A 13,832-nucleotide genomic window follows, 5' to 3' on the forward strand; every position below is an offset into this window, starting at 1 on the left:
GCGTCGCCGCCGCTTACGCGGTGGGCATGGCGGCCATGGTCTGGGCCACGGCTGCGGTCAGTTTCTTGCCGTAGGGCACGTGCAGGAATTCATTGGGGCCGTGGGCGTTGGACTTGGGGCCCAACACGCCGCAGACCATGAACTGGGCCTTGGGAAAGCCCTTCTGCAGGATGCTCATCAGCGGAATGGTGCCGCCCTGGCCAATGTAGCCGCAGGACGCGCCGTAGTATTGCTGCGAAGCCGCATCCAGCGCCTGGGTCAGCCAGGGCGCCGAGGCCGGGGCGTTCCAGCCGGTGGCGGCGCCTTCGTTGGCCTTGAAGATCACCTTGGCGTTATAGGGCGCGTCGGCTTCCAGCAGGGCCTTGATCTCTTGCGAGGCGGCCACGGCGTCGATCAGCGGCGGCAGGCGCAGCGACAGCTTGAATGCAGTGCGCGGGCGCAGCACGTTGCCGGCGCTGGACAGCGGCGGCAGGCCTTCGGCGCCGGTCACCGACAGCGTCGGACGCCAGGTGCGGTTCAGCAGCGCCTGCTCGGGTTCGGTCGTCATGGGCAGCACGAAGCCGCCGTCGGCACCGCAGCTCCAGGGGAAACGGCGCCAGACTTCGTCGCCCAGGATGCGCGCGGTGGCGTGCACTTGTTCCACGCGTTCGGCGGGGATCTCGCAATGCAGGCTCTGCGGCAGCAGGCGGCCGGTGCTGCTGTCTTCCAGGCGGTCCAGCAGATGGCGCAGGATGCGGAACGAGGACGGCACCACGCCGCTGGAGTCGCCCGAGTGCACGCCTTCGTCCAGCACCTGGACTTCCAGCGTGCCCGACACCATGCCGCGCAGCGAGGTCGTCATCCAGAGCTGGTCGTAGTTGCCGGCGCCGGAGTCCAGGCACACCACCAGGGCCACGTTGCCCAGACGGTCGCGCAGCGCGTCCACATAGGGCAGCAGGTCGTAGCTGCCGGATTCTTCACAGGTTTCGACGATGCCCACGCAGCGCGGACGCGGAATGCCCTGCTTGTCCAGCGCCATGATGGCGGTCAGCGAGGCGTACACGGCATAGCCGTCATCGGCGCCCCCGCGGCCGTAGAGCTTGCCGTCTTCGAGCTTGGGGGTCCAGGGGCCGAGGCCTGCGCGCCAGCCGGAGAATTCGGGCTGCTTGTCCAGGTGACCGTACAGCAGCACGGTGTCGCCGTTGTCGCTGCGGGTGGCGGGCGCGTCAAAGAAGATGACGGGCGTGCGGCCCGGCAGGCGCACCACTTCCAGCTTCAGGCCGGAGACTTTTTGCGCCTCGACCCACTGCGCGGCGTCGCGCACCACGCGCTCGATGAAAGCGTTCTTTTCCCAGTCCGCGTCGAACGCCGGGCTCTTGGCCGGGATGGCGATGTAGTCGGTCAGCGCCGGGATGATCTCGTTGTCCCATTTCTCGTCGACGAAAGCCTGCAGGGCCTTCGGGTCCAGGGTGGGAGGAAGAGCGTCTTCGGGGATGCGTGCGTTCATGGCGCGGGATCCTGTGTGCGGGAGGGGGTAGGCAATCCGCTATTTTATGCCTGTGTGGCGCGGCTGGCACCTTTTGTCCCTGGTTGTTGTCGGCGCCGTGAAATGGTGCCGCCATGTGGTGCCGCCCTGTGGGCCGCAGATCTGGCCCATGAACAAAGCCCCCAAGGCGCAAACACGCAGGGGGCTTTGGTTCAGTTCACGGCCAGCCCTCCGGGCCGGCCGCCTTATGGGCCAAGGTCAGCGACGCAATCAGGCGCCGAGCAAAGCCGGTTCGCCGTTGCGGCCCACGGCCGGCGCGTCGGCGTCGATCACGCGGCCGGTCTGCAGCTTGAACACGGCCACGGCTTCGCGCAGGCGCTGCGCCTGGGTTTCCAGCGAGGCTGCGGACGCCGCGGCCTCTTCGACCAGCGCGGCGTTCTGCTGCGTCACGCTGTCCATCTGCGACACGGCCTGGTTGACCTGCTGGATGCCCTGCGACTGTTCTTCAGATGCGCTGGAAATTTCGTTGATGATGTCCGTCACGCGACGCACCGAGACCACGATTTCCTGCATGGTGGCGCCGGCGGCTTCCACCTGGTCCGAACCGACCGATACCTTCTGCACGGAGTCGTCGATCAGGCCCTTGATTTCCTTGGCGGCGGCGGCGCTGCGCTGCGCCAGGGCGCGCACTTCGCTGGCAACGACGGCGAAGCCCTTGCCCTGCTCGCCGGCGCGCGCCGCTTCCACTGCGGCGTTCAGCGCCAGGATGTTGGTCTGGAAGGCGATGCCGTCGATCACGCCGACGATGTCGGCGATGCGGTTGGAGCTGTCGGCAATGCCGCGCATGGTGCCGACCACGTCGCCCACGGCCTGGCCGCCGCGCGTGGCCACTTCGGACGCCGCCACGGCCAGCTCCGAGGCGCTGCGCGAGCTTTCCGCGTTGTTGCGCACGGTGGAAGACAGTTCATCCATGCTGGCGGCGGTTTCTTCCAGCGAGGCGGCCTGCTGCTCGGTGCGCGAAGACAGGTCGATGTTGCCCGCGGCGATCTCGCGCGCGCCGGTGTGGATCTCTTCCACGCCCAGCCGCACGGCCGACACGGTACGCGCCAGGCTATCCTGCATGCGCTTGACGGCGGCGTAGAGCACGCCGATTTCGTTGTTGCCGCGTTGCTCGATGCGGTTGGTCAGGTCACCGCCGGCGATGCGGTCGAACAGACGTCCGGCTTCATGCAGCGGACGGAACACCGCGCGGCCGAACACCGCGTACAGGCCCACCACCAGCGCGGCCACCACGACCAGCAGGCCGATCAGGACGGCGATCGCGCCGTTGATGCGGGTGGAGGCGTCGCGCGCCACGCGCTGGCCGACTTCGTCGGCGTAATCCACGTACTTCTGGATGGCGGCGGTAAAGGTCAGGCCCAGCGGCGTGACTTTTTCCAGGTTGAGGCGGTTGGAATCCTGTGCGTTACCGGCACGGATGGCCGCGATCATGGGCACAATGGCGTCGCGGTGATAGACGTCGTAGGCCGCCAGCGCCGCGTCCAGCAGGGGCTTGCCCTGGGGCGAGGTTTCGGGTGTCTTGCGCGCTAGGTCGATCAGCTCGCCGGCCTTCTTGGTGTAGCCGTCCAGGCGCTGCATGCTGGCCAGGTTGTCCAGGCTTTTGCCTTCCATCAGCGCGGTCTGCGCGGCCAGCAGCACCAGGCGGGCGCGCAACAGTTCGGCGCCAGCGCCGTTCACCGCATTGGCGCGGACCAGGTTGGTGTCCAGCAGCACTTCGATGGAATTGCGGTTGGAGGTCAACTGCTGGTGGACGGCGATGCCGGTTAGCAGGAAAAGCGCGAAGAAAACGGCTAAAGCGGTCGTCAAGACCGCGCGAATACTGAGATTCTTGAACATTGGGGTCACTCCGGGTTGCGTGTAGCGGCTACCTATGCTTTACGACAGGTTGCAATGAAAAGTTAAACATCTCATTTGATTGCATGAGGCATTTCGTTCCGCGCCGCGCTTGTCCAACACAATTAACAACGATTATCATTTGCAGTTTTGGACCTGACGGGAACCCATCGTGACGGCGGCCACCCAGCCCACGGCGCACCATGCCTTGAACCTGCTCTACCGCGACCATCACGGATGGCTGGCGGGCTGGCTGCGGCGGCGGCTGGGTTGCGCCCACGATGCCGCGGACCTGTCGCACGACACCTACGAACGGCTGCTGAACTCGGGCCGGCTGCCCGAAGCCGGCCAGGCGCGCGCCTTTCTCACCCAGATCGCCCGGGGCCTGGTGGTGGACCTGTACCGCCGCCGCGCCCTGGAAAGCGCCTACCTGGACGCCCTGGCCAGCTTGCCCGAAGCGCACATGCCATCGGCCGAGGCGCGCGCGCTGGCGCTGGAAACGCTGATGGCGGTGGACGCCGCGCTGGACGCCCTGCCCGCCCGCGCCCGCCAGGTCTTCATCCTGTCCCGGTTCGAGGGCCGGACCTATTCCGACATCGCGCAAAGCCTGGGCGTGTCGGTGGCGCTGGTGCGCAAGCACATGCTGCGCGCCGCCCAAGCCTGCCTGGCCGCGCTGTGAGCGCCCGGCACGGGGACATCCCGGAACCGATACTGGCTCAAGGGCTGGAATGGCTGGTCATCCTGTGGTCCGGCGAAGCCAGCGCCGACGAACGCGCGGCCTGGCAGCGCTGGCGCGCCGCCCATCCGGACCATGAGCGCGCCTGGCAGCAAGTGCAGCGGATCGATACGCGACTGATGGACGTGTCGCCCGAGGCATCGGCCCAGGCTCTGGCCCGCTCGGGCCGGCAGGCGGGACGCCGCAAGGCCCTGCGCTTGATGGGCTGGGCGGTGCTGGGCGCCGGCGCCGCGGGCCTGGCGGCCCAACGCCTGCCTTGGCAGGCCTACGCCGCCGACTACCGCAGCGCCGTAGGCGAACGGCGCGAAATCACGCTGGCCGACGGCACCCGGCTCGTACTCAACGGCGACAGCGCCGTGGACATGGAATACACCGCCGACACACGCCGGCTGGTCCTGCGCCGCGGCGAGATCTACGTGCAAACCGGCCACGGCCCGGCCGCCGCGGGCCGCCCCTTTTTCGTCGCCACCGCCTTTGGCGACGTGCAGGCGCTGGGCACCCGGTTCACGGTGGAGCAGCAGCGCGACCGGATACGGGTCGGCGTCTATGAAGGCGCGGTGGAGATCCAGCCGTTCCGGGGCCGCCCCCTGCGCCTGGACGCGGGCCAATCCGCCGCGTTCACGCCGCTGGCGGCCGAGCCGATGCTGGACGCCTTGCAGCAGGCGCCAGCCTGGCTGCGCGGCCAACTGGTGGCCGAACGCCTGCGCCTGGCCGATTTCCTGGAGCAGGTCGGACGCTACCGGCGCGGCGTGATCCGCTGCGACCCGCGCGTGGCCGACCTGATCGTGTCGGGCGTGTACGCCCTGGACGACACGGACCGGATCCTGGCCTCGCTTGCAAGAGCCCTGCCGCTGCGCGTGTCGCGCTACACGAGCTACTGGGTGGTGGTGGAACCCAGATAGCCCTCCACAAAAAAATTTCGCGAAAACCGTAGCACTTTTTATTTCTCGTTCGGGATACCTGCATATCCGCAGCATTCACGTCCGCAACGAGGAACCCACTACATGCAAGCCCGCTCCACTCCCAAGCCCGCCCGCAGCACGCTGGCGCTGGCCCTGACCGCTTTGGCGCTGGCCGCGCCCCCCGCCGCCATGGCCGCGGAACCGGGCGCCCCCTCGCCCCAGGAGCGGGCCGCCAGAAGCTACGACATTCCCGCCGGCCCGTTGGACCAGGTGCTTAACGCCTATTCGCAGCAGGCGGGCGTGACCATCACCATCGACGGCGCCCTGACCGCGGGCCGGCGCAGTCCCGGCCTGCGCGGCGCCTATGGCCTGAACGCGGGCTATGCCGCGATCCTGGCCGGCAGCGGCCTGGCGGCGCGCCTGGAAGGCGGCGGCTACGTGCTGCGTCCGCTGCCGCCCGGCGCGGCCGGCGTCTCCACGCTGGAGCCGGTCACCGTGCGGGCCTCGAGCGTAGCGCCCGACAGCTACGTGGCCGAGGAAACCCGGGCCGGCACCAAGACCGACACGCCCATCCTGGAAGTGCCGCAGTCGATCTCGGTGGTAACGCGCGCGCAGATGGAAGCGCAGAACGCGCAAAGCGTGACCGAAGTGCTGCGCTACGTGCCCGGCGTAACGGTGGAAACCTACGGCGTGGACCCCAAGGGTTTCGATTGGGTCATGCTGCGCGGCTTCAACGCCCAGGCCACCAGCGACTATAAGGACGGCCTGCGCCAGGCGACCTCCGGCTACACCCTGTTCCGCAGCGAACCCTATGCGCTGGATCGCATCGAGGTGCTGCGCGGCCCCTCTTCCGTGCTGTACGGCCAGGGCGACGCGGGCGGGGTCATCAACCGCGTGAGCAAACTGCCCTCGGCCACGCCGCACTACGAGGCCGAGCTGGAGTACGGCAGCTTCCAGCGCAAGCAGGCGGCGGTCGACCTGACCGGCCCGGCGACCGAAGACGGCACGCTGATGTACCGCGTCATCGGCGTGGCGCGCGACGCCAACACGCAATTCACCTATCCGAACGGCGACCGGATCTCCGACGACCGCCTGTTCCTGGCGCCTTCGCTGACCTGGGCCCCTTCCGCCGCGACCCGCTTCACGCTGCTGACGGAGTACCTGCGCGACCGCTCCGGCGGCACCATCGGCACGGTCACGGTCAACGGCAAGCCCACCAATCTGCGCAACGGCGATCCCAATTTCAACCGCTACGACCAGGACCAGAAGAGCATCGGCTACCTGTTCGAGCACCGCTTCAACGACACGCTGCAGGTACGGCAGAACCTGCGCTACGGGCGGGTCGATTCGATCCTGGACAACATGTTCCTGGCCGGCCTGACGCCCACCGGCATCGCCCGCACAGCCCGGCGCTACGACGAAAGCATGACCGCGCTGGCGTTGGACAACCAGGCTCAGTTCGACCTGCGCACCGGCCCGCTGGCCCATACGCTGCTGCTGGGCCTGGACTTCAACCGCAGCAGCGCCGACGTGTCGCGCACCATGGGGCCGGCGCCCAGCCTGAACCCGTTCGACCCGGTCTATGGCGTGGACGTGCCCACGCCAACCATACCGCTGGCCAACTACCTGGAGCGCACGCACCAGACCGGCCTGTATCTGCAGGACCAGGTCCGCTTCGATGAACGCTGGGTGCTGACCCTGGGCGGCCGCTACGACTGGTACAGCCAGAAGACCGAAAACCGGATCCTGAACAACGACACCGATCAAAGCGGCAGCCGCTTCAGCGGCCGCGCCGGCCTGAACTACGTCATGCCCAACGGCATCGCGCCCTACGTCAGCTTCGCCCAGTCCTTCCTGCCCAATACCGGAACCTCTGCGCCGGCCAATGGCAGTTCTCCGTTCGCGCCCTCGCGCGGACGCCAATGGGAAGGCGGCATCAAGTTCCAGCCGCCCGGGTCGAATGCGCTCTACACGCTGGCGGTCTTCGACATCAAGAAGAGCAACGTGCTGACCAATGACCTGCAGAACCCCGGCTTCCAGGTCGCCTCGGGCGAGGTGCAATCGCGCGGCGTGGAACTGGAAGGCAAGTTCAGCCTGGGCGATGGCTGGGACTTCACCGGTTCCTATACCTATGTGCGTGCCCGGATCACCCGCGCCAACAACGGCACCGAAGGCAACCGTCCGGCCCTGGTGCCCGAGCACAGCGCCTCCGGCTGGCTCAACTACACGGTGCGCAACAGCGCCCTGGCCGGGCTGAGCCTGGGCGCGGGCCTGCGCTACGTGGGCTCGACCTACGGCGACAACGCCAACACGCTGAAGATCGCCGGGCGCACGCTGGTGGACGCGGGCGTGTCCTATGCGGTCGACAAGCACCTGACGCTGTCGGTCAACGCCACCAACCTGTTCGACAAGGAATACCTGGCGACCTGCTCCGACCTGAGCGATTGCTATCCGGGCAGCCGGCGCAGCGTCATCGGCCGGGTGAAGTACCAGTTCTGAACTCCGCAATGAAAACGCCCCGCCAAATAGCGGGGCGTTTCGCGCAGGCGCCGGGAAGCTCATCCCGGCGCGAGCGGTTGGCTTACTTCAGCCAGACGCGCGCGTTGCGGAAGATGCGCATCCAGGGGCTGAACGCGCCGCCCTTGTCCGCCTTGCCCCATTTCTCGGGCGCCCACGACATCATGACGTTGCGCGTCACGCGTTCCGGGTGCGGCATCATGACCGTGAAGCGGCCGTCGGCGGTGGTGACCGAGGTCAGGCCGCCCGGGCTGCCGTTCGGGTTGAACGGGTAGGCTTCGGTGGCCTGGCCGCGGTTGTCGATGTAGCGTGCGGCAGCCAGCAGGCGGCTGGCGTCGCCCTGCTGCGAGAAGTCCGCATAGCCTTCGCCGTGCGCCACGGCCACCGGAATGCGCGCGCCTTCCATGCCGGCGAAGAAGATCGACGGCGACTTGGCCACTTCGACCATCGCCAGGCGGGCTTCGTACTTTTCCGACAGGTTGCGCGTGAAACGCGGCCAGAACTCTGCGCCCGGGATCATCGGCGCCAGCGCAGCCATCATCTGGCAGCCGTTGCAAACGCCCAGCGCGAAGGTGTCGGGACGCGCGAAGTAGGCGGCGAACTGGTCCGACAGCTTGCTGTTGAAGCGGATGGTGCGCGCCCAGCCTTCGCCGGCGCCCAGCACGTCGCCGTAGCTGAAGCCGCCCACGGCCACCAGGCCTTGCACCTGAGCAAGATCCACGCGGCCGGACAACAGGTCGGTCATGTGCACGTCGACGGCTTCAAAGCCGGCGGTGTCGAAGGCCCAGCCCATTTCCACCTGGCTGTTGCAACCCTGCTCGCGCAGGATCGCCACGCGCGGACGCTTGCCGGTGTTGATGAAGGGCGCAGCCACGTCTTCCTGGGGATCGAAATCCACGTTGGGGCTCATGCCCGGGTCCGTGGCGTCGTTCCAGACGTCGAGTTCGGCCTGGGCGCAGGCCGGGTTGTCGCGGCGCGACATGATGCGGTAGGACACTTCGCTCCAGGCGCGGCCGAGTTCGGCGCGCGGCTGGCCCCAGACCTTCTTGCCGTCGCGGTAGAACTCGACTTCGTCGGCGCCGTTCAGGCCGCCGATGACATGCGAGTGCGCCGACAGGCCCGCGCCGCGCAGCACCTGCATGACGGCGTCGCGCTGGGCGGCCGGCACCTGGATGACGGCGCCCGCTTCTTCGGAGAACAGCGCCTTGAGCGTCAGTTCCTCGCGCTGCACCGCCACCTGCTCGGGGCGGATCTTGTAATCGCCCCAATCCGCCGATTGCGGATCGAAGGTCAGCATGTCCAGGTTGACCGAGATGCCGGTGCGGCCGGCGAAGGCCATTTCGGTCAGGGTCGCGAACAGGCCGCCGTCGGAACGGTCGTGGTAGGCCAGGATGGTGCCGGCCTCGGCCAGGGTGCGAATGGTGACGAAGAAGGCGCGCAGGTCTTGCGGCGCGTCGATGTCCGGCACGGTTTCGCCGACCTGGTTATAGGCCTGCGCCAGGATCGAGCCGCCCATGCGATGGCGGCCGCGGCCCAGGTCGATCAGGATCAGCACGCTGTCGCCAGCGTCGGTGCGCAGCTGCGGGGTCAGGCTGGCGCGCACGTCGGCCACGGGCGCGAATGCCGTGACGATCAGCGACACCGGCGCCACCACTTGGCGCTGTTCGCCGTCCTGTTCCCAGGACGTCTTCATGGACAGGGAATCCTTGCCCACCGGGATCGACAGGCCGGTGGCCTGGCAAAGTTCGCTGACGGCCGACACGGTGTCGTACAACGCGGCGTCCTGACCGGCAACGCCGCAGGCGGCCATCCAGTTGGCCGACAGCTTGATGTCTTCCAGGCGCGCCACGTCGGCGGCGGCCAGGTTGGTCAGGGCCTCGGCCACGGCCATGCGGCCGGAGGCCGGCGCGTCCAGCATGGCGATCGGGGTGCGTTCGCCCATGGACATGGCTTCGCCGCGGAAGCCCTCATAGTCCGCCAGCGTCACGGCGCAATCGGCCACCGGCACCTGCCAGGGACCGACCATCTGGTCGCGGCTGGACAGCCCGCCCACGGTGCGGTCGCCGATGGTGATGAGGAAGGATTTGTTGGCCACCGTGGGGTGGCGCAGCACGCGGTAGGCGGCTTCGGTCAGGTCGATGCCGGCCAGGTCCAGCGGCGCGGACACGCCGGGCAGGCGCGTGACGTCGCGGGTCATGCGAGGCGGCTTGCCCAGGATGACGTCGATCGGCACGTCCACCGGACGCACTTCGGCTTCGCCCTGCGGACGGATCGTGTCCAGGCCAGGCAGGCCCTCGCCGTCCACCACGCGCAGTTGGCGCTCCTCGGTGGCCACGCCCACCACCGCGTAGGGGCAGCGTTCGCGGCGGGCGATGGCGTCAAAGCGTTCCAGGTCCTTGGGCAGGATCGACAGGACGTAGCGTTCCTGCGATTCGTTGCTCCAGATTTCGGCGGGCGACAGGCCCGATTCTTCCAGCGGCACGCGCTTCAGGTCGAAGATGGCGCCGCGGCCGGCGTCGTTGACGAGTTCCGGGAAGGCGTTGGACAGGCCGCCCGCGCCCACGTCGTGGATCGCAATGATGGGGTTGTTCTCTGCCTGCTGCCAGCAGCGGTCGATGACCTCCTGGGCGCGGCGCTCGAGTTCAGGGTTGCCGCGCTGGACGGAATCGAAGTCCAGCTCGGCCGAGTTGCTGCCCATGCTGATGCTGGAGGCGGCGCCGCCGCCCATGCCGATGCGGAAGCCCGGACCGCCCAGCTGGATCAGCAGCGCGCCCGGAGGAATCACGTCCTTGTGCGTCAGGCCGGCGTCGATGCTGCCCAGGCCGCCCGCGATCATGATGGGCTTGTGGTAGCCCCAGCGCGTGCCGCCGGCGGTCTGCTCGAACGAACGGAAATAGCCCAGCAGGTTGGGACGGCCGAATTCGTTGTTGAACGCCGCACCGCCGATAGGGCCGTCGATCATGATGGACAGCGGCGAGGCGATGCGCTCGGGCAGGCCATGATGGTCGGCTTCCCAGGGTTGCAGCGCGTCGTCAAAGCGCAGGTGCGACACGGTGAAGCCGGTCAGGCCGGCCTTGGGCTTGGAGCCGCGGCCGGTCGCGCCTTCGTCGCGGATCTCGCCGCCCGCGCCCGTCGAGGCGCCGGGGAACGGCGCGATCGCGGTCGGGTGGTTGTGGGTTTCCACCTTCATCAGCGTGTGCACGGTGGTGTCGCGGCGGATGTACCTGGCGCCTTCGACGCCCTCGCCCGTCACGCCCGGCACGCCGGCCTGGAAGCGCTGGGCGGGGCCGCCTTCCATGATGGCGGCGTTGTCCGAATAGGCGACCACGGTGCCTTCGGGCTGCGCCTTGTGGGTGGCGCGGATCATGCCGAACAGCGTGTTGGGCTGTTCCTGGCCGTCGATCACCCACTGGGCGTTGAAGATCTTGTGGCGGCAGTGTTCGCTGTTGGCCTGCGCGAACATCATCAGTTCCACGTCGGTCGGATCGCGACCCAGGTCGGTGAAGGACTTGGCCAGGTATTCGATTTCGTCGTCCGACAACGCCAGGCCCAGCGAGATGTTCGCCTCGGCCAGGGCTTCGGCGCCGCGCGCCTGCACGTCGACCGTGCGCATGGGCTTGCCGGCCAGCGGCTGGAACAGCGCCTGGCCGTCGAAGCTGGCGTCCACCACGGTTTCCGTCATGCGGTCGTGCAGGCAGTCGGCCGCGCGCGCCAGCATGGCGTCGTCGAAGGACTTGGTACCCAGCAGGCCGCGCTCGGGAGTGATCACGTAGCGCACGCCGCGTTCGATGCGGTGCACAGACGCCAGGCCACAGTTGTGGGCGATGTCGGTGGCCTTGCTGGCCCAGGGCGAAATCGTGCCCAGGCGCGGAATCACCAGCAGGGACAGGCTCTTGGCCGGCGCGTCGCCGGTGGCGGGAGTGCCGTAGTCCAGCAATTGGGTCAGATGTTGCTGCTGTTCGGCCGTCAGGGCCGCGTCGGTGCTGACGAAGTGCTCGTAGCGGGCGGATATGTCGGCCACCGGCAAGCCGGCTTCCTTCAATTGCGCCAGGAGGCGATCGCGACGGAAGGAGGACAGGACGGAGGAACCAGGCAGATGCTGAACTAGGGACACGATGCGGGCGCCGTATAAAGAGAGGAGAGCAAAAAGAGATTTTACCTGTTTAGGGGGTTTTCCCGGAGCCGTTGTTCAATCGATCCCGAACGCCCCTGTTTCGGCCATTGTTACAAAAGAATTCCGAAGACCGCGCACCGGGATGGTGCAAAGCAGCATCCGCGCCAACTCCGCGTCGCTGCGAATCTTTCCCAATACCGCGCGGCGCCCTGCCTGCGGTTTTATATTGCGTCGCAACATGTTGCGCTCATCCCGCACCGCGGGAAAACACGAACTTCCGGTCCCACGGCGCGACGGTAGGATGCAGCGACCCCCATTAACGCATGGCGCCTACCCGCGCGCCGGCCGCTGCCTCACATGTCCCGCCCCGAAGCCCCCGCCGAGCCTGTCGAACCGATCATTCCCGCAGAAGCAGATCCCGCAGTCAAAGTACCGCTGGCCATCGAGGACTGGCTGGCCGTGATCCTGCTGGCGACCCTGGCCATCATCACCTTCCTGAACGTGCTGGTGCGCTATTTCACCGACCAGTCCTTCGCCTGGACGGAAGAAATCTCGGTGTTCCTGCTGATCGTGCTGACCATGGCGGGCGGCAGCGTCGCCTTCGTGCGCAACCACCACATACGTATCGAGATCCTGGCGGACTCCGGCTCCCCGCGCCGCCAGCGCATCATGGCGCTAATCTCCAACGGCTGCGTGCTGGCCTTCTTCCTGCTGCTGACCGTGCTGTCGGTGAAGCTGGTTGCCGACGAATATATCTACGAAGAAACCTCGCCCGCCATCGGCGTGCCTACCTGGTGGTATTCGATCTGGCTGCCCGTGATGGCCGCGGCGATCTCGCTGCGCACCATCGGCACGCTGCGCCGCATCGCCAAGAGCGGACGCGCCGCCGGGCAGGATCAGCAATGATCGCCGCCATCCTCTTCATTGTCTTCATCGTCCTGATGCTGATCGGCGTGCCGGTCGGCGTGGCCCTGGGCCTGGGCGGGACCGTGGCCATCGTGCTGTCCAACCTCGACACGCCCTGGTATGGCCTGTTGACCGTGCCGCAGAACTTCTACGCCGGCCTGGCCAAGTATCCGCTGCTGGCCATCCCCATGTTCGTGCTGGTGGGCTCGATCTTCGACCGCTCCGGCGTGGCCAAGCGGCTGGTGGATTTCGCCATTGCCATCGTCGGCCGCGGCCCGGGCATGCTGCCGCTGGTGTCGATCGCGGTGGCCATGTTCCTGGGCGGCATCTCCGGCTCCGGCCCGGCCTGTGCCGCAGCGGTGGGCGCGGTGATGATCACCGCCATGTCGCGCGCCGGCTATCCGGGCTCGTTCTCGGCCGCCGTGGTCGCGGCCGGCGCCGCCACGGACATCCTGATCCCGCCCTCGGTGGCCTTCATCATCTACTCGGTGCTGGTGCCCGGCGCCTCGGTGCCGGCGCTGTTCGCCGCCGGCATGATCCCCGGCATCCTGGCCGGCATCGCCCTTATCGTTCCGGCGGTGTGGCTGGCGCGCAAGCACAAGATGGGCGCGCTCGAAGCCCACCTGCCCCGCCCGCCCTTCTGGGCCAGCCTGCGCGAAGCCTCATGGGGCCTGGCCGCACCCGTCCTGATCCTGGGCGGCATGCGCATGGGCTGGTTCACGCCCACCGAAGCGGCCGTGGTCGCAGTGTTCTACGGCCTGTTCGTGGGCATGTTCATCCACCGCACCATCAAGCTGCGCGACCTGTACACCATCCTGCGCGAAGCCGCCGAGCTTTCCGCCGTCATCATGCTGGTGGTGACGCTGGCCGGCATCTTCGCCTGGGCCCTGTCCACGCTGAGCGTGATCGATCCCATCACCCACGCCATCGTCAACTCCGGCCTGGGCGAATGGGGCGTGCTGGCGCTGCTGATCCTGCTGCTGATGACGGTGGGCATGTTCCTGGACGGCATTTCCATCTTCCTGATCTTCGTGCCGCTGCTCATGCCCATCGCCAACGCCTATGGCTGGGATCCGGTGTGGTTCGGCGTGATCCTGACCTTGAAGGTCGCCCTGGGCCAGTTCACCCCGCCGCTGGCCGTGAACCTGATGGTGTCGTGCCGCATCGCGCGCGTGCCGATGGAGTCCACGGTGCGCTGGGTGGTGTGGCTGCTGGGCGCGATGTTCCTGGTGCTGGTCGCGGTGCTGATGTTCCCGCAGCTGGCGCTGTGGCTGCCCAAGAAGCTGGGTTATTGAAAGG

At 67.7% G+C, this 13,832-nt stretch carries 9 protein-coding genes; 5 read left to right on the forward strand and 4 right to left on the reverse strand.

The genetic code is table 11. The features are described from left to right. Nucleotides 1-13 precede the first annotated feature (13 nt). Together HV766_RS14245 and HV766_RS14250 are read right to left on the reverse strand one after the other, a co-directional pair. A complete protein-coding gene (locus tag HV766_RS14245; protein ID WP_054456249.1) occupies nucleotides 14-1,486 on the reverse strand; it encodes a M20 family metallopeptidase in 1,473 nt (490 codons plus the stop codon). 249 nt (nucleotides 1,487-1,735) lie between these two features. Beyond that, on the reverse strand, nucleotides 1,736-3,361 hold the full coding sequence (locus HV766_RS14250; RefSeq protein ID WP_054456248.1) for a methyl-accepting chemotaxis protein: 1,626 nt from the start codon (nucleotides 3,359-3,361) through the stop codon (nucleotides 1,736-1,738). A 169-nt stretch (nucleotides 3,362-3,530) separates the two neighbouring features. Here HV766_RS14250 and HV766_RS14255 point away from each other — a divergent pair, with 169 nt between their 5' ends. From HV766_RS14255 to HV766_RS14265, 3 genes are all read left to right on the forward strand, one after another. Continuing rightward, the gene (locus HV766_RS14255; RefSeq protein ID WP_054456247.1) at nucleotides 3,531-4,037 is read left to right on the forward strand and encodes a sigma-70 family RNA polymerase sigma factor; all 507 of its coding nucleotides are present in this window, start codon (nucleotides 3,531-3,533) and stop codon (nucleotides 4,035-4,037) included. After that, nucleotides 4,034-4,996, forward strand: coding sequence for a FecR domain-containing protein (locus HV766_RS14260; protein WP_175181382.1), 963 nt, complete (start codon nucleotides 4,034-4,036; stop codon nucleotides 4,994-4,996). Before HV766_RS14255 ends, HV766_RS14260 begins: the two co-directional genes overlap by 4 nt. Nucleotides 4,997-5,098: 102 nt before the next feature. After that, nucleotides 5,099-7,495 (forward strand): TonB-dependent siderophore receptor, encoded by a 2,397-nt coding sequence (locus HV766_RS14265; RefSeq protein ID WP_175181383.1) that lies wholly within the window; start codon nucleotides 5,099-5,101, stop codon nucleotides 7,493-7,495. An 82-nt stretch (nucleotides 7,496-7,577) separates the two neighbouring features. Here the strand turns inward: HV766_RS14265 and purL are convergent, their stop codons facing one another. Further along, nucleotides 7,578-11,627 (reverse strand): phosphoribosylformylglycinamidine synthase, encoded by a 4,050-nt coding sequence (purL, locus tag HV766_RS14270; RefSeq protein WP_175162249.1) that lies wholly within the window; start codon nucleotides 11,625-11,627, stop codon nucleotides 7,578-7,580. Nucleotides 11,628-11,702: 75 nt separating this feature from the next. Then, entirely contained in the window at nucleotides 11,703-11,867 is a 165-nt protein-coding gene (locus tag HV766_RS14275; protein WP_175181384.1) for a hypothetical protein, read from the reverse strand. Between the two features lie 117 nt (nucleotides 11,868-11,984). Here HV766_RS14275 and HV766_RS14280 point away from each other — a divergent pair, with 117 nt between their 5' ends. Both HV766_RS14280 and HV766_RS14285 read left to right on the forward strand, forming a co-directional pair. After that, entirely contained in the window at nucleotides 11,985-12,533 is a 549-nt protein-coding gene (locus HV766_RS14280) for a TRAP transporter small permease (protein WP_054456244.1), read from the forward strand. Further along, complete coding sequence (locus tag HV766_RS14285) at nucleotides 12,530-13,828, forward strand: TRAP transporter large permease (RefSeq protein WP_175181385.1); 1,299 nt, start codon at nucleotides 12,530-12,532, stop codon at nucleotides 13,826-13,828. The genes HV766_RS14280 and HV766_RS14285 overlap by 4 nt, the downstream gene beginning before the upstream one ends. Nucleotides 13,829-13,832: the final 4 nt, after the last annotated feature.

It is taken from the genome of Achromobacter aegrifaciens, assembly GCF_902859735.1.
GTDB lineage: Bacteria > Pseudomonadota > Gammaproteobacteria > Burkholderiales > Burkholderiaceae_B > Achromobacter > Achromobacter aegrifaciens.